Genomic DNA, 16090 nt, shown 5'->3' on the forward strand with positions numbered 1-16090 from the left:
GCACGGATGGTCGACAGCGCGAGCGAGCACCACGCGTGGCGCCCGCCTGCCGACGGACCGCCGCCCACTGAGTCCCTCGCGGGCTACACCGACCTCGTGGTGGTGGGACGCGGCGGGGAGTCGGTGGTCTACCGGGCCCGCGAGCCCCGGCTGGGCCGTGACGTCGCGGTCAAGGTGCTGCTCGTCGACGACGCCGAGAGCTCAGCCCGGTTCGCCCGGGAGATCGAGATCACCGTCGGCCTGGGCCGCCAGCACCCCAACATCGTCACGGTGCTCGACACCGGCACGACGGAATCCGGCCGACCCGCGATCGTCATGGAGTACTACGACGGCGGCACCCTCAACGACCGGCTCCGCGAGCACGGTCCCTTCCCGCCGGAGGAGGTCGTCCGCATCGGCCTGGTGCTCTCCGACGCCCTCGCCTTCGCCCACGACCAGGGCTTCCTCCACCGCGACGTCAAGCCGCAGAACGTGCTCGTCCTGCCCACCTCGTGGGTGCTGGCCGACTTCGGCATCGCCCGCCTGGTCGACGCGGAGTACACCTCGTCGGTCGAGGCGTTCACCTACCGGCACGCCTCGCCGCAGATCCTCGACGGCCACCCCCCGACCCCCGCGGACGACATCTGGTCGCTCGGGTCCACGCTCTACACCCTCCTCGAGGGGCGGGCGCCGTTCGCCAGCGACGACCCCGACGACGACTCGGCCCTGGCCTACCTGCGGCGCGCCCGCACCGAGCCGCACCGGCCGTTCTCGACCGACGTCGGCGCGCTGGGCGAGGTGATCAGTCGCTGCCTGGTCAAGGACGTGACGCAGCGGTGGGGCAGCGTCACGGACGTGCACCACGCACTGCTGCGGATGCGCCACGGCGCGTGGGAGCCCGGTGCCGGCCAGCAGGTCGCCGCGCCTGTCGGGGCGCCTGTCGCGGGGCAGGCGGCCGCGCCGCCACCCCGTGAGGCGACCCGTCGCCGCGGCGACGGGCCCGACGTCCCGGTCGCGCCGCTGCCGGCGGTGCCCGCCCCCGCGGGCGTCGAGGCCGACGCCGTTCCCCCTGTGCCGTCGCCCGCAGCGCACGAGCACACCCACCTCCGGCCACGCCCCGACGACGAGCCCGACGCCGGGCCTGACGCCGACGGGTCGCCCGCCGACGGCGACGCCCGGCCCACCGGACGGCGCCGCGCCGTCGCGCTGCTGGGGGTGCTCGCGCTGGTCGTCGGATCGGCCCTCGGCCTCGCCGGCGCGCTGCTGCGCGAGGGCGACGGCGACGCCCCACCCAGCGACTCGCAGGAGCAGGCGGGTCTCGGCATGACCGCCCCGGAGGAGGACGACCCCGGCCTGACCGACCGGCCGCCCGACGCCTTCGACCCCGCGCTCGCCTTCCGCATCGAGGACCTCCGTGGCAGCGCCGGGGAGGTCACCGTGGTGTGGAACGACCCGAGCGAGGGCACCGGCTGGTTCCACATCTCCCAGACCAGCCCGGAGGCCCGGCCGGTGCAGGAGTTCGACACCGGCCTGACCGAGGCGACGTTCAGCCTGCCCCAGCCTCCCGGACGGGCCTGCTTCGTGATGGTGCTGCACATGCCCGACGGCTCGCTCGGACGCTCCGACCAGCGGTGCGTCACCCTCGGCTGAGGAAGACCGACGGGTCGAAGGGCCACCACCACCGGCGCCAGCGAGGCACGGCCCCGCGCGCGGCACGGCGTACGTCGTGCAGCGCCGGTCGATGGTCGCCGGCGTCGGTCCCGGGTGGGGCGAACGCCGCTCGCTGCGACATGGCGGCGAGGACGTGGACCGCGTCGGTGCCGAGGCGCTCGCCCGCCATGGCCGCGACCTGGTCGGCGCTCTGGTGCGCCGTGACCGGGAGCCCGGCGAGGCGCAGCGCGTCGCGTGCCTCGGCCCACGCCCCGCCCGGGCCGCGTCGCAGGTGTCGCCACGACCGCAGTCGCCGCGCGGCGAGCAGGAGTGCCAGGAGCCCGACCAGGCCGCCCGCACCTGCAGCGGCCGGGACGGCCCACCCGCCCGACCCGCCGGGCCGCGAGCGACCCGCCTCGCCGGTGCCGGTGCCCGACCCCGTGCCGGTCGCGGAGTCGTCCGGGGTGGGCCCGGGGCCCGGGTCGTCACCCCGGCCGCGCTCGACGGTCTCCTCCTCCGCCCGCGGCACCTCGCGTGCGTCGGTGGGGGAGAACGCCACCCAGCCGAGGTCCTGGAAGAAGACCTCCGGCCACGCGGTGGCGTGCCGACCGCGCACCGACCAGCCGCCGGTCGCCGCCCGGCGGGCGTCCTCGTCGGGGCGGAAGCCCACGACCACCCGGGTCGGCAGGCCGTTGTGCCGCGCCAGCACCGCGAACGACGTCGCGAACTGCTCGGCGGTGCCGACGCGCGCGCCGACGGTGCCCGGCTCGGCGAGCAGGAAGGTGGTGATCCGCCACAGCTGCGACCCGGAGACCGCCTTCGGGGACAGCCGGGCCCGATCGTGCAGCATCGTCTCGATCGCCACCGCCCGGTCGTAGGGCGTCACCGCGCCGGCCACGGTCTGCTCGGCGAAGGTGCTCAGCTGCTGGGGCAGGGGCGGGAGCTCGAGGTAGGGGGCCAGGCCGCCGTCGACGGGCACGGTCGCGCTCGCCAGCCGGCTGCCGTCGGGATCGTCGACGAGCCCGGTGACGGTGTAGGAGACGCCGCGGGTGGTGGGGGCGTCGGTGCCGCCGCGCACCAGGCCGTCGTCGCTCGTGAGCCAGAGGTTGCCGGAGACCGGCTCGACCACGGCGTCGTCGGTCGACACCTCGGTGGGCCAGCCCGGGCTCGGCAGCCAGCGCCCCTCGATGTCGACCATCTCGACCTCCACCGTCGTGGAGCGGGTGCTGCCGCCGAGCAGGGGAGCGGCGTCGTAGGTCTCGCCGACGGGTGAGTAGCGCGTGCCGGCGCTCCACTGCGCCCCGTCGTAGCCGTCGAGCGTGACCAGCCGGAGCGGACCGACCGGGCCGGACACGTCGAGCAGCTCGCGGTCGGGGTCGCTCGCCCAGGCCCCGAGCTGGGCGAGGGGGTTGCTGGCGACCACGTCGACCCTCGGTGGGTCGACCAGCGTCCGCGGCTCGAACGGCGCGGACCACTGCACGGTGGTCGAGGCCACCAGCAGGCCCGTGGCCGCCAGTGCCGCGACCAGGGCCAATGCGACCCGCCGCCCGGTCCGGTGCCGGTGCTCGTCGAGCACGACCCAGCCGAGCAGCGCGCACGCCACGAGGAGCGAGGCCAGGAGGCCCCAGCGGTCGCCCTCGCCGGTGGTGAGCAGCGCCCCGGCGACGTACAGCGCGAGCGCTCCCACGACGGGCGCGACGAGCCGGCGGGAGGTGAGCCGGATCGCGACCAGCAGCGACACCAGTGCGGTCAGCAGCAACGGGCCCACGAGGACGTCGGCCCGGGCCGGGAGCGGCCGGGGGGTGGTGAGCAGGCGCGGCACGGCGTCGGTGACGGTGTCGGAGAACGCCGTCTGGGCGTCGGCGGCGAGGACGTAGGCCGCCAGGACGAGCAGCGACACCAGGACCGCCGCGCTCGCCCAGGGCGAGACCCCGAGGCGGACGACCCCCCGGCACACCGCCAGCGGCACCACCGCGGCGCCCGCCAGGCACAGCGCCGGGAGCGGACCGCTCCACGCCGTCGCGAGCGACAGGGCGCCGAGCACCAGGAGCGCGCCCGCCCACGCGCCCGTCCAGAGCCCCGGGGCCGCCGGGGCCGCCGGGGCGACCGGCGCCGACGACTCGGGGGAGGGCGCGGGTGCGGGCGGAGCCGGAGGAGCGAGGGTCGTCACGGGATCCGCCCGTCCCAGAGCCGGGCCAGCGCCCGCGAGCCGGGTGCGCGGAGCACGGTCGTGCCGCCGAGCACGCCCGAGGGCGTCGCGGGCTGCGGGTCCACCACGCACAGCGTGGCGTCGAGGGCCGCACCGACGGCGAGCGCGAGCACGCCGAGGTCGGCGACGCTCCCGGTCACGACCGCCGCGACGTCGAGACCGCGGTGGTGCACCGGCTGCAGCCCGCGGCCGGTGCCGGCGTCGATCTCCGCGAGCATGAGCTCCAGCTCGTGGGCCTCCCGCGGGACCTGGCGGGTGGTCGACCCGGGGACCGTGACGTCGTGGCGCCCGCTCGACGTGACGAACCACAGCGGGTCGCCGCTCTCGACGGCGACCCGGCACAGCGCCGCGGCGAGCTCGACGGCCTCCTCGAAGTCGTCCGCCCCCGCATAGCTCTCCTGCCGGTCGTCGAGCAGCACGCAGACGTGGGGCTGGGCCGGGTCGGCGTCCTCGCGGACCATCAGCGTCCCGGTGCGCGCGCTGGTGGCCCAGTGCAGCCGGCGCAGGTCGTCGCCGACGGCGTACTCGTGCAGGCCGACCAGGTCGGTGCCGCCGAGCTCGAGGCTGTCGCCGCCGCCGACGGCAGCGCGTCGGTGACCGGCGGGCAGGGAGCCCAGCGGGATGCGACGGGGCAGGACGCGCAGCCCCACCACGTCGCCGGCCTCGGTGGTGGTCGCCGCCATGCCGAGGAGGGAGACCCGCTGCAGCCTGAGCGGACCGACCTCGACCACCCCGCGGCGGTTGGTCGGGATGTCGTACGTCGTCTCCGCGCCGCGCGGGTCGACCTGGACCGGGGCGGTCAGCCGCCCGTCGACGCTCTCCTGCGCGAGCGTGCGCACCAGGCCGGCGCGCCGGCCCGCCAGCCGCAGGTGGCCCGCGCAGGGGTCCTGACGGACGACCACGAGCGGGTCCACGGTGCGGTGCACGTCGACGTCGGGACGGCGGAGCACGGCGACCACCTCGACGACCACCAGCACGACCAGGAAGGTGCCGAGCGCGGCGACCACGGGATAGCGCAGCAGGACCCCGCTCGCGGCCAGCAGCAGGCCGGTGCCGAGCATCCACCTGCCCCGGGGCGCGGTGGCACGCCACGGCGTCATCGCCGCAGCCTCACACCCGGTCCGGCTGGGGTGGGGCGACCCGCTCGAGCGCCTGCTGCACGACGCCGGTCGACGTGTGGCCCTCCAGGAGCGCTTCGCGGGTGAGCACGGTGCGGTGGGCCAGGACGGGCTCGGCGAGGCGGCGCACGTCGTCGGGGATGGCGTAGTGACGACCACGCGAGGCGGCGTGGGCCTGCACGGCGCGCACGAGCGAGCGGAGCCCACGGGTGCTCGCGCCGAGGCGCACCCGCCGGTCCTCGCGGATCGCCACCCCCACCTCCCGCGCGTAGGTGAGGATCGGGTCGGCGACGTGGAGCCGCTCGACGACGGCGGCGAGCCGGGCCATCTCGGTGGGGTCGCTGACGGTGGGCACGTCGTCGATGCTGCCGGCGGTGCTGCCGGGACGCAGCACGTCGAGCTCGTGCTCGAGGTCGGGGAAGCCCAGGCTGGTGCGCACCATGAACCGGTCGAGCTGCGCCTCCGGCAACCGGTAGGTGCCGTCGAGGTCGATGGGGTTCTGCGTGGCGACGACCGTGAACGGCTCGGGCACCGGGTGTGCGGTGCCGTCGACGCTGACGGTGTGCTCCTCCATCACCTCGAGGAGGGCGGACTGGGTCTTGGCGGCCGCACGGTTGATCTCGTCGGCGAGCACGACGTTGGCGAAGACGGGACCCGGCCGGAACCGCACCTGGCCGTCGCGAGGGTCGAACACGCTCGTGCCGGTCACGTCGCTGGGCAGCAGGTCGGGGGTGAACTGGACCCGGTGCATCTCGCCGCCCAGCGCCTTCGCCAGGGCCCGGGCCAGCGTGGTCTTCCCGGTGCCGGGCAGGTCCTCGACGAGCACGTGGCCCCGCGCGAACGTCGCCACCAGGACGAGGTCGATGACGCCGCGCTTGCCGCGCACGGCGACCTCGACGGCGTCGCCGAGGCGCTGGTGCACCCGGCGGAACTCGACGACCTCCTGCTCGGTGGTGGCGGCGCTCGGGGCGAGGGTGGTCACGAGGATGGCTCCTGGGGGACGAGAGGTGGCGTGGGGCGTCGGGCGAGCGGAGGGCGGGCCGGCAGGTCGGCGGCAGGTCAGGGGATCTGGCAGTCCTCGCAGAGGGTGGGCTGCCTCGTCTCCCAGGTGTAGCGGGCGCTCAGCACGCTGCCCGAGCTGTTGCTCGCCCGGAACTGGACGGAGTGGGAGCGGACGCCGGAGCTCGGCTCCCGGATGTAGTCACCGTTGTGCTGGATCTCCAGCGAGGTCGCGCCACAGCTGATGGGCGACCAGCCGGACCCGTCGTCGACCGCGCACGTCCCCCCGAACCCCGCCCAGTCGGCGGGCGCGAGCTGCAGCCGCGAGGTGCCGATGCCCTCGATGCTGAGATCGCCGCCCGACTGGCCCGTGACGTGCTGTCGCCCGCCTCCCGGCAAGGGCTCGACCGGGATGCTCCCGGTGTCGCTGGCGCCGGCGGAGGCCTGGGGGCCGGCGCCCTCGCCGTTGATCGCGATGACCGAGGCGGTGCCGTTGCCACCGGGGGAGCACGAGGCGTCCTGGGTGCGGTCGCAGCTGCTGAGCAGGGTGTGCGAGCGCGCGGAGGCGCCCAGCGTGACGGTCTCGGACCTGGTGCCGGTGGACACCGTCACCCGGTAGCCGGTGATGGGCGAGCCGTTGTCCGGAGCGGCGCCCCAGCGGAGGGTGACGGCGTACGTCGGCCCCTGCCAGCTGCCGCCGTAGACGCCGGTGGCGGCGACACCGGGCGGCTGCCCGGGCACGCCGGCGGGGGTCACGGCGTTGGACGCCGCCGAGGCGCTCGAGTCGCTGCCGAGGAACGCCGTGACCCGGAACGCGACCTGCTGGCCGGCCGGGACCGTGACGACCGCCTGGCGCTGGTCGCCGCCGACCCGCCCGACCCGGGTGCCGCCGGTGGTGGCGAGGACGAACTCGTCGGGCACGTCGCCGGTGTAGGCCCAGCCGAGCTGGACCTGGGTGCTCGAGACGACCGAGGCCTGGACCGAGGTCGGCGTGCCGAGGACCGGGTCGGGCTGCGTGGTCACCGTGTTGGACACCGTCGAGGTGGCCGTCTGGCCACCGAGCCGGGCGGTCACGACGAGGGCGAGGCTCGAGCCGGGCGTGACGTCCACGACCGCGCGACGGCTGGTGCCGCCGACGGTGGCGAGGGCCGGGCCACCGGGCTGGGTCACCACGAAGTCGTCGGGCGTCTCACCGCTGTAGGACCAGTCGACCTGCACCTGCGTGCTGCCGAGCACCGTGGCGCTCACGTCGGTGGGCGCGCTCGGCGCGGCGGTGGGGGTGGTGGTGGGGGTGGTGGTGGGCGTGGCGGTCGGGGTGGTGGTGGGAGTGGGGACCTGCGTGGGCGTCGCCGTGGGCGAGGTGGTCGGGTCCGGCACCGGCTCGTCGTCCTCGTCGTCGCGGCCGCCCCCGCCCCCGTTGCCGCCTCCGCGGGTGCCCTGGTCGCCGTTGCGGCCCGGGTCGCGCCCGCCCCGCGTCGCATCGGACCCGGATTGCGTCTGGTCCTCGACCGCCTGTTCGTCGCCCGTCCGGTCGGCCTCGGCCTGCGTCTCGGGGATCGTGATCTCCTGCGGGTCGGTGACGGCGTCGCCGCCGCTGCCGCGGGAGAACTCCGAGAGGGAGCCGTCGGCCCCCACGGAGATCCCGGTGCGCGCACCGGGCACGTTGATCAGGAGGGTGTCGTCGTCGAGGACGAGCTCGGGGTCCTTGCCGCGGGGCGTGACGATGGGCGGTCCGGCCATCTCGCCGGCGGCGTCGAGCTGGAGGACCTTGGCCTGGCCGGCGCAGGGCACGTAGACGCGTCCGGCGAACACCTCGGGGCGCCCGGGGGAGTCGCATCCCGAGGCGGCCACGGCCACCTCGGCCAGCCGGCCCGCGGCGAGGATGACGACGGTCGAGGAGTCCGGCGCCGCGGCGGCCGTCAGCTCGCTCGGCGTCCGGAGGGGCGCGAGCACCTCGCCCTCCAGCGCGGTCGTGGGCGTGCGCACCTCGCGCTCGGTGGCCACCTGCTGCACCACGCCGGGCTCGGCGCCCATCACGGTGACGCCCCGATCGTGCGCCACGACCACGGCGTCGCCCCGGACGTCGAGCTGGTGGGTGTCCTGCTCGAGGAACTCCGCCGACGTCGTCGACCACCGCAGCGCGGTGAGCCGGCCCGTGCGGTCGAGGGACCACACCGTCCCCTGCCCGTCGACGGCCACGTCGGCGAGGCCGCGGCGCTCGACCCACACCCGCCCGATCTCGTCGGTGGTGATGGGGTCGATCGCCGCGAGGCTGTGGGCCGTGCGGTCGACGAGGAAGACGGTCGTGCCGTCGCTCAGTGTCTCCGCGGCGCCGTCGCCCGGCACGCTGCGGCGCCCGGACTGCTCCAGCGTGGTGACGTCGATGGTCGACAGGACGCCGTCGGTGTTGTCGACGACGTAGAGGAAGCCGGCGTACTGGGCGAGGGTCAGGTCGTTGCCGGCCGCGGCGACCGAGCGACGCACCTCGGCGCGCCCGAGGGCGGGGTTGACCTGGATGACGTCGCCGCTCGGGTCGTCGGCCAGCCAGGTGAGGCCGTCGGCCAGCTCGACCGCGGTGCGGGACAGGCCGTTGCCGAACAGCACTCCGGCCACGAGCGAGGCCGCGACCAGGACGACGGAGAGCTCGGCCGCGCCCTTCGACTGGCGCTTCGAGGCGAGCCTGCGCAGCCTCGCGGTGCGGGGCGCGCCTGCGCGCCCGGCGTCCGTCGTCGCCCGACCTGCCCCCATGGATCCCCCTCGTCGCGGTGCGCGGCGAGTCTCACAGAACCTCCCGCCCGGCACCACCGTGCGCACGGCGGAACGTTCCGTTCCGTCCGCGGTCAGTCCGGGCGCGCGGCTCCCGCGGCGCGCTCGCGGGCCGCCGCCTCGGCGCCCGCGAGGTCGTCGGCGGTGACCAGCCGCACCTCGGCCGTGCGCCGGCCCACGGCGAAGCGCACGTTGCTGGCGCGTCCGCTGCTGGCCCGGAACGGGTCGTCGCGGACGCTGAAGGCCAGCGAGGAGATGGCCTTGATCGCGTCGTCGACCCGCTGGGACCGCTCCAGGTTCCACGCGTAGCCGTGCCACCGCAGGACGCGCTCGTAGATCTCGCGGTTGGTCGGCGGACGCGGGTAGTCGTCGGTGCCGACCAGCCAGGGCTCCGCCAGCGCCAGGGCGACGTACCACTCGCGCGAGTGCCGGACCAGCCCCGGCGACGGGGCGGTGGCCGAGGAGTCGCGGTCGACGCCGCTGTCGGAGACCGTGGGGCGGGGCGCCGCCTCCTCCCCGGGCGTGGAGACCTCCACGACGATCGTCAGGTCGTCGTAGACCTCGGGGTCGCGCTCGCGCCCGCGCATCACGACGAGGTGGTTCTCGCCCTCGTCGAGCAGCAGCGACATGCCCTCGACCAGCGTCACCCGCCGGGCCCCGCCCGGGGCGTCGAACAGGCTCGCCACCTGGGTCTCGCCCGCCCCGTGCCAGCGCAGCCGGGCGATCTCCTCGCCGATCTCGAGCTCGCCCAGCAGGCGCGACACGTGCGGTGCGCAGTGGGGGAGCGAGAGGACCGTGACGTCGAGGGCCTTGTCGGGCTCCTCCGTGCGCAGTCCGTGGTGGGGCGCGCGCCCGAAGAGCAGGCGCTCGCCGCTGCCGAGCGTGGCAGTGGGCAGGTCTGCCCCCCGAAGCGTGACCCGCAGCATGGGCCCGAGTAGACCACACGGTCAGGGCCCCGCGAGGCGCTTCGATCCGCTGTGGGCGAACAAGGGCCGGTCTCGCGTGGAAGTGTCCGTCCTTCCGGCTAGTGTCGCCAGCGTGAACCAGAACTCCAGCCCAGCCCTCTCGCCCGAGATGAACGGCGCCGGTGGGATGTATGGCCTCGACGACCACATCTACCAGCGCCTCCTCCGTGAGCGCATCGTCTTCCTCGGCTCGGAGGTGCGCGACCAGAACGCCAACGCGATCTGTGCGCAGCTCCTCCTGCTGTCCGCGGAGGACCCGGAGGCCGACATCTTCCTCCACATCAACAGCCCCGGCGGCTCGGTCGACGCCGGCATGGCCATCTACGACACGATGAACTACATCCCCAACGACGTGGCGACCGTCGGCATGGGGCTCGCGGCCTCCATGGGCCAGTTCCTGCTGTGCGCCGGCACCAAGGGCAAGCGCTACGCCCTGCCCCACGCCCGCATCATGATGCACCAGCCCTCCTCGGGCATGGGTGGCTCCGCCTCCGACATCAAGATCCAGGCGCAGCAGTCGCTGCACATCAAGAAGGTGCTGCTCGACCTGATCGCCGAGCACACCGGCCAGAGCGTCGAGCAGGTGGTCGCCGACGCCGACCGTGACCGGTGGTTCACCGCCGACCAGGCCGTCGAGTACGGCCTCGTCGACCAGGTCATCACCAGTGCCCGCGAAGCCGCCGACGAGGGCCGCCCGGCCCGGACCAAGGACTGACAGCAATGAACTACTACATCCCGCAGTGGGAAGAGCGCACGTCCTACGGCTTCCGCCGCATCGACCCCTACGCCAAGCTCTTCGAAGAGCGCATCATCTACCTCGGCACGCCGATCAGCGACGACGTCGCCAACGCCGTCATCGCCCAGCTCATGTGCCTGGAGACGATGAACCCCGACACCGACATCAGCATCTACATCAACAGCCCCGGCGGCTCGTTCACCGCGCTCACCGCGATCTACGACACGATGCGCTTCATCAAGCCCGACGTGCAGACCGTGTGCCTGGGCCAGGCTGCCTCGGCGGCCGCGATCCTCCTCGGCGCCGGGGCCAAGGGCAAGCGGATGGCGCTGCCCAACAGCCGGATCCTGATCCACCAGCCCTACACCGAGGGCACGTTCGGCCAGACCTCCGACATCGAGATCCAGGCCAACGAGATCCTGCGGATGCGCGAGCTCCTCGAGCGGATGATCGCCGACTCCAGCGGCAAGGACATCGACCAGGTCAGCCGTGACATCGAGCGCGACAAGATCCTGACGGCCGAGCAGGCCGTCGAGTACGGCCTCATCGACGCCGTCATCGAGTCCCGCAAGGGTGCCCCGGCCCTCACCTGAGGGTGAGCCGAGGCTGGTCGAGAGGCTCGAAATCATGGTCGCCGACATCCCGTGTCCGGCCCCCGTCGGGGGCCGGCTCGGGGTACCGTCGTACGGCCTGTTGCAAGGTGTGAGGAGCCGGAACCCCCATCCGGCACGACTGGAGGACACGACTCGTGGCACGAATCGGTGACGGCGGCGACCTGCTCAAGTGCAACTTCTGCGGAAAGAGCCAGAAGCAGGTCAAGAAGCTCATCGCTGGCCCCAACGTCTACATCTGCGATGAGTGCATCGAGCTGTGCAACGAGATCATCGAGGAGGAGCTCGCCGAGGGCGCCGAGGTCAGCCTCGAGGAGCTGCCCAAGCCGCGCGAGATCTTCGAGTTCCTCAACTCCTACGTGATCGGCCAGGAGCACGCCAAGAAGTCCCTGGCCGTCGCGGTCTACAACCACTACAAGCGCGTCCAGTCCGGCCTGCAGCCCGTCAGCGGCAAGGCCAAGGAGGACGCGGTCGAGGTGGCCAAGTCCAACATCCTGGTGATCGGCCCCACCGGCTGCGGCAAGACCTACCTCGCCCAGACGCTCGCGCGGATGCTCAACGTCCCCTTCGCGATCGCCGACGCGACCGCGCTGACCGAGGCCGGCTACGTCGGCGAGGACGTCGAGAACATCCTCCTCAAGCTCATCCAGGCCGCCGACTACGACGTCAAGAAGGCCGAGACGGGCATCATCTACATCGACGAGATCGACAAGGTGGCCCGCAAGGCGGAGAACCCCTCGATCACCCGCGACGTCTCCGGCGAGGGCGTCCAGCAGGCGCTGCTCAAGATGCTCGAGGGCACCACCGCGTCGGTGCCCCCGCAGGGCGGGCGCAAGCACCCGCACCAGGAGTTCATCCAGATCGACACCACCAACATCCTCTTCATCGTGGGTGGTGCCTTCGCCGGTCTCGAGCAGATCATCGAGCAGCGCGTGGGCAAGAAGTCCCTCGGCTTCACCGCCGACGTGCGCGGCGCCGCCGAGCGCGAGGCCGACGACCTGCTCGCCCAGGTCCGTCCCGAGGACCTCACCAAGTTCGGCCTGATCCCGGAGTTCATCGGCCGTCTGCCGCTGATCGCCAGCGTGAGCAAGCTCGACCGCGAGGCGCTCGTCCAGATCCTCACCGAGCCGCGCAACGCGCTCGTCAAGCAGTACCAGAAGCTCTTCGACCTCGACGGCGTCGAGCTCGAGTTCACCGACGAGGCGATCGACTCGATCGCCGAGGCCGCGCTCGAGCGTGGCACCGGTGCCCGCGGGCTCCGGGCCATCATCGAGGAGGTGCTCCTCTACGTGATGTACGACGTCCCGTCGCGCGGCGACGTCGCCAAGGTGATCGTCACCCGCGAGGTCGTCGAGGACGGGGTCGCCCCGACCCTGGTCCTGCGCGAGGCCGAGGGCCGCAAGAAGAAGTCCGCCTGACCCTGACCCTGGCCCTGGCCCGATCGGGCCGGACCGGTCTAGTCATTTCGGGCTATTCCGGGCCATGGACGCGGGAGCCGCGTCACGGTCCGGAGACACTGGCGTCTCGTCTGCATGTGGGAAGGGGACCCGGTGGGGGTTGACCAGAAGCGGCCGCTCATCGGCTTCGCTCTCGTCACCGTGCTCTGTGCGGTCCTGATGATGGTGTCGGTCGGGCGCGGGTTCGGCCTCGACGGCCTCGTGCACCAGGGTCGCCCCATCGCGGAGCGGGCCAAGCCGGCCGCTCCCGAGCCGCGCACCGCCGAGGCGGTCCGCAAGGCCGCCACGATCCCTGCGGAGCTGACCGCACAGCCGATCGGCGTGGTCGCCGCTGCCGCCGCCGCGGCCGCTCCCGGCGCCGGTCGCACCGCCGGACGGTCCAGCGCCTCGCTCGTCCGCGGGTCCGGCTCGGGCCGTGGGTCCGGCGTCGCGACCGACGACGAGCAGGGCTCGACCAACACCAACCAGACCGACGAGCAGACCGACGAGCAGGAGGCCGACCGGGCCACCCGCCGGGCCGAGCGCGACGCCGAGAAGGCTCAGCGCACGGCCGACCGGGAGGCTGCCAAGGCCGATCGTGACGCCCAGAAGGCTCAGCGCAAGGCCGACCGGGCGGCTGCCAGGGCCGATCGGGAGGCGGAGCGTGACGCCGCGAAGGCCGAGCGGGATGCTCAGCGTGACGCTGCCAAGGCCGAGCGTGACGTCGCGAAGGCCGAGCGTGAGGCTCAGCGTGACGCTGCCAAGGCCGACCGGGACGCGGCGAAGGCCGAGCGCGACGCGGCCCAGGGCCCGGCCCACGGCCACGGCCCCGGCCCCGGCAACGGCCCCGGCAAGGGCTGAGCCGGAGCCCCTCGCGCACCGCCGGGCGGGCGCGGGGGACCCCGTGAGCGTCAGTCCTCGGGGGTGGGCGCCAGCTCGGCCGCGGTCACCCGCAGCTCGGCGCTCGACTCGTCGGTGACGAAGTCGAGCTCGCCGGTGATCGTGCCCACGGCGCGCAGGTCGTCCTGCGCCTGCTGGGCCGCCTCGAGCAGCGCCGCCGGCCCGGTGATCTCCACCCGGGAGAGAGGCGTGCGCATCTTGGCCTTGGCCTGCGACTTGGCACCCCGGATGCCGGTCAGCGCGGCGGCCACGGCGTCGAGGACGAGGGGCGGGGCAGCGGCCGCGGCGCCGAGGTCGGCGGCGGTGGGCCAGGCGGCGTGGTGGATGGAGCCCTCCTGCCACCACGACCAGACCTCCTCGGTGACGTAGGGCAGGAAGGGCGCGAGCAGCCGCAGCTGCACGTGCAGCGCGATGGCCAGCGTGGCGCGCGCCGAGTCGGTGCCGATCCCGCCCTCGTCGTCGTAGGCGCGCTCCTTGACCAGCTCGAGGTAGTCGTCGCAGAACTCCCAGAAGAACTTCTCGGTGACCTCGAGCGCCGTGGTGTAGTCATAGGCGTCGAAGGCCTCCGTCGCCTTGCGCACCACGGTGTCGAGGCGTCCGAGGAGGGCGCAGTCGACCGGTGCGCTGACCGCGCTGGGGGCCAGCTCGGTGGCGCCGACGTTGCCGAGGACGAACTTGGAGGCGTTGAGCACCTTCATCGCCAGGCGGCGCCCGACCTTCATCTGCGACTCGTCGAAGGGCGAGTCGGCGCCGGGGCGGCCGATGGCGGCCCGCCACCGGACGGCGTCGGCGCCGTACTTGTCGAGGATGTCGGTCGGGACGACCACGTTGCCCTTGGACTTCGACATCTTCTTGCGGTCGGGGTCGACGATGAAGCCGGAGATCATCGCGTGCGTCCACGGGGCGACCTGGTGCTCGTAGTCGGAGCGGACGACGCGCGAGAACAGCCAGGTGCGGATGATGTCGTGCGCGTGGGTGGCCAGGTCGTAGGGGAAGACCCGCGAGAACAGGTCGTCGTCGACGCCCCACATGCCCGCGATCTGCGGGGTCAGGGACGACGTCGCCCAGGTGTCCATCACGTCGGGGTCGCCGATGAAGCCGCCCGGCTTGCCGCGCTGGTCCTCGGTGTAGCCCTCGGGGGCCTCGGTCGAGGGGTCGACGGGGAGCCGGTCCTCGCTCGGCAGGAGCGGGTGGTCGTGGTCGGGCTCGCCGTCGGCGTCGAGGGGATACCAGACGGGGAACGGGATCCCGAAGAACCGCTGGCGCGAGATGAGCCAGTCGCCGTTGAGCCCGCCGACCCAGTTGTCGTAGCGGTGCTTCATGTGCGCGGGGATCCAGGTGATCTCCTCGCCGCGGGCGAGCATCTCCTTGCGCAGCGCGGCGTCCCGGCCGCCGTTCTTGATGTACCACTGGCGGGTGGCGACGATCTCGAGCGGCTTGTCGCCCTTCTCGAAGAAGTTGGCCATGCGCTGCGTGGGCTGCGGCTCGCCGTCGAGGTCGCCGGACTCGCGGAGCAGCCCGACCATCGCCTCGCGGGCGCTGAAGGTCGTCTTGCCCGCCAGCTCGGCGTACGCCGTCGCGGCGGGCTCGGCGGCCAGCCACTCGGGCGTCTCCCGCGTCAGCCGGCCGTCGCGGCCCACGACCGTGCGGACCGGCAGGTCGAGCTCGCGCCACCACGTCACGTCGGTGAGGTCGCCGAAGGTGCAGCACATCGCGATGCCGGCGCCCTTGTCGGGCTCGGCCGCCGGGTGGGCGAGGACCGGGATCTCCACACCGAAGACCGGCGAGGTGACCGTGGTGCCGAAGTGGTCCTGGTAGCGCTCGTCGTCGGGGTGCGCGATCAGCGCGACGACGCTGGGGATGAGCTCCGGTCGCGTGGTCTCGATGTGGATCGGCGAGCCGTCGGGGCGGTGGAAGGCCACGCGGTGGTAGGCGCCGGGGTAGTCGCGGGCCTCGAGCTCGGCCTGGGCGACCGCGGTCTGGAACGTGACGTCCCACAGGGTCGGCGCCTCGGACAGGTAGGCCTCGCCCCGGGCGTAGTTGCGCAGGAAGGCGCGCTGGCTGACGGTGCGCGAGTGGTCGCCGATCGTCGTGTAGGTCGGGTTCCACTGGACCGACAGGCCGAGCTGGCGCCAGAGCGCCTCGAACGCCTTCTCGTCCTCGACCACGAGCCGCTCGCACAGCTCGATGAAGTTGGGCCGGCTGATCGGCACCTGCTTCTTCGGGTCGGGCTTCTCCGGCGGGGTGAAGTCGGGGTCGTAGGGCAGGGCGGGGTCGCAGCGCACGCCGTAGTAGTTCTGGACGCGGCGCTCGGTCGGCAGACCGTTGTCGTCCCAGCCGATCGGGTAGAAGACGGCCTTGCCCTGCATGCGCTGGTAGCGCGCGATCAGGTCGGGGTGGCTGTAGGAGTAGACGTGGCCGACGTGCAGCGAGCCGCTGACGGTCGGCGGGGGAGTGTCGATCGAGTAGACGTTCTCGCGCGGCTGCGTGCGGTCGAAGGCGTAGGTGTCGTTCTCGGCCCACACCCGCGACCACTTGTCCTCCAGGCCCTCCAGCGCCGGCCGCTCGGGTACGACGACGGCACGCTGATCGGTGCTCGGTGTCGTCGGACCGGCCTCCGGGGCCTGGGTGCTGGGGTTCTCAGTCATGCTCTGAGTCTATTGACGGGCCTCCGGCCTGCGAAAACGAGTATGGACACGGGCGTCGCCGGCCTTACCGTGC

11 protein-coding genes are annotated in these 16090 nt (G+C 73.6%); 5 read left to right on the forward strand and 6 right to left on the reverse strand.

What is annotated here, in order from left to right; all coding sequences use genetic code 11:
* The first annotated feature begins 6 nt into the window (after nt 1-6).
* Nucleotides 7-1629, forward strand: coding sequence for a serine/threonine-protein kinase (locus AC4H2S_RS07385; RefSeq protein WP_491496317.1), 1623 nt, complete (start codon nt 7-9; stop codon nt 1627-1629).
* Here AC4H2S_RS07385 and AC4H2S_RS07390 read toward each other — a convergent pair.
* The 5 genes from AC4H2S_RS07390 to AC4H2S_RS07410 form a co-directional block, all read right to left on the reverse strand.
* Nucleotides 1616-3799, reverse strand: a complete 2184-nt coding sequence (locus tag AC4H2S_RS07390) for a transglutaminase TgpA family protein (RefSeq protein WP_491496318.1) — start codon at nt 3797-3799, stop codon at nt 1616-1618. The genes AC4H2S_RS07385 and AC4H2S_RS07390 overlap by 14 nt on opposite strands.
* A complete protein-coding gene (locus AC4H2S_RS07395; RefSeq protein ID WP_491496319.1) occupies nt 3796-4938 on the reverse strand; it encodes a DUF58 domain-containing protein in 1143 nt (380 codons plus the stop codon). Before AC4H2S_RS07395 ends, AC4H2S_RS07390 begins: the two co-directional genes overlap by 4 nt.
* Before the next feature lie 10 nt (nt 4939-4948).
* Nucleotides 4949-5938, reverse strand: coding sequence for an AAA family ATPase (locus tag AC4H2S_RS07400; protein ID WP_491496320.1), 990 nt, complete (start codon nt 5936-5938; stop codon nt 4949-4951).
* A gap of 77 nt (nt 5939-6015) precedes the next feature.
* Entirely contained in the window at nt 6016-8703 is a 2688-nt protein-coding gene (locus AC4H2S_RS07405; protein WP_491496321.1) for a hypothetical protein, read from the reverse strand.
* Nucleotides 8704-8795: 92 nt separating this feature from the next.
* The gene (locus AC4H2S_RS07410) at nt 8796-9647 is read right to left on the reverse strand and encodes a hypothetical protein (protein ID WP_491496322.1); all 852 of its coding nucleotides are present in this window, start codon (nt 9645-9647) and stop codon (nt 8796-8798) included.
* 148 nt (nt 9648-9795) lie between these two features.
* Between AC4H2S_RS07410 and AC4H2S_RS07415 the strand changes: the two genes are divergently transcribed.
* The 4 genes from AC4H2S_RS07415 (at nt 9796) to AC4H2S_RS07430 (ending at nt 13330) form a co-directional block, all read left to right on the forward strand.
* The gene (locus tag AC4H2S_RS07415) at nt 9796-10401 is read left to right on the forward strand and encodes an ATP-dependent Clp protease proteolytic subunit (RefSeq protein WP_056908601.1); all 606 of its coding nucleotides are present in this window, start codon (nt 9796-9798) and stop codon (nt 10399-10401) included.
* Between the two features lie 5 nt (nt 10402-10406).
* The gene (locus AC4H2S_RS07420) at nt 10407-11015 is read left to right on the forward strand and encodes an ATP-dependent Clp protease proteolytic subunit (RefSeq protein ID WP_186340784.1); all 609 of its coding nucleotides are present in this window, start codon (nt 10407-10409) and stop codon (nt 11013-11015) included.
* 155 nt (nt 11016-11170) lie between these two features.
* On the forward strand, nt 11171-12451 hold the full coding sequence (clpX, locus tag AC4H2S_RS07425; RefSeq protein WP_491496323.1) for an ATP-dependent Clp protease ATP-binding subunit ClpX: 1281 nt from the start codon (nt 11171-11173) through the stop codon (nt 12449-12451).
* Nucleotides 12452-12583: 132 nt separating this feature from the next.
* Entirely contained in the window at nt 12584-13330 is a 747-nt protein-coding gene (locus AC4H2S_RS07430) for a hypothetical protein (protein ID WP_491496324.1), read from the forward strand.
* 50 nt (nt 13331-13380) lie between these two features.
* Here AC4H2S_RS07430 and valS read toward each other — a convergent pair whose 3' ends face one another.
* Nucleotides 13381-16017 carry a valine--tRNA ligase gene (gene valS / locus AC4H2S_RS07435; protein WP_491496325.1) on the reverse strand — a complete coding sequence of 879 codons (2637 nt, stop codon included), beginning with the start codon at nt 16015-16017 and terminating at the stop codon, nt 13381-13383.
* Nucleotides 16018-16090: the final 73 nt, after the last annotated feature.

The sequence above is a fragment of the Nocardioides sp. Z13_37 genome (genome assembly GCF_058355585.1).

Bases quoted from the DNA above. Each gene is read 5' to 3' on its own strand.
- AC4H2S_RS07385 (WP_491496317.1), top strand. From the start codon at position 7: ATGGTCGACAGCGCGAGCGAGCACCACGCGTGGCGCCCGCCTGCCGAC.
- AC4H2S_RS07395 (WP_491496319.1), bottom strand. From the start codon at position 4,938: ATGACGCCGTGGCGTGCCACCGCGCCCCGGGGCAGGTGGATGCTCGGC.
- AC4H2S_RS07405 (WP_491496321.1), bottom strand. From the start codon at position 8,703: ATGGGGGCAGGTCGGGCGACGACGGACGCCGGGCGCGCAGGCGCGCCC.
- AC4H2S_RS07410 (WP_491496322.1), bottom strand. From the start codon at position 9,647: ATGCTGCGGGTCACGCTTCGGGGGGCAGACCTGCCCACTGCCACGCTC.
- AC4H2S_RS07415 (WP_056908601.1), top strand. From the start codon at position 9,796: ATGAACGGCGCCGGTGGGATGTATGGCCTCGACGACCACATCTACCAG.
- AC4H2S_RS07420 (WP_186340784.1), top strand. From the start codon at position 10,407: ATGAACTACTACATCCCGCAGTGGGAAGAGCGCACGTCCTACGGCTTC.
- valS (WP_491496325.1), bottom strand. From the start codon at position 16,017: ATGACTGAGAACCCCAGCACCCAGGCCCCGGAGGCCGGTCCGACGACA.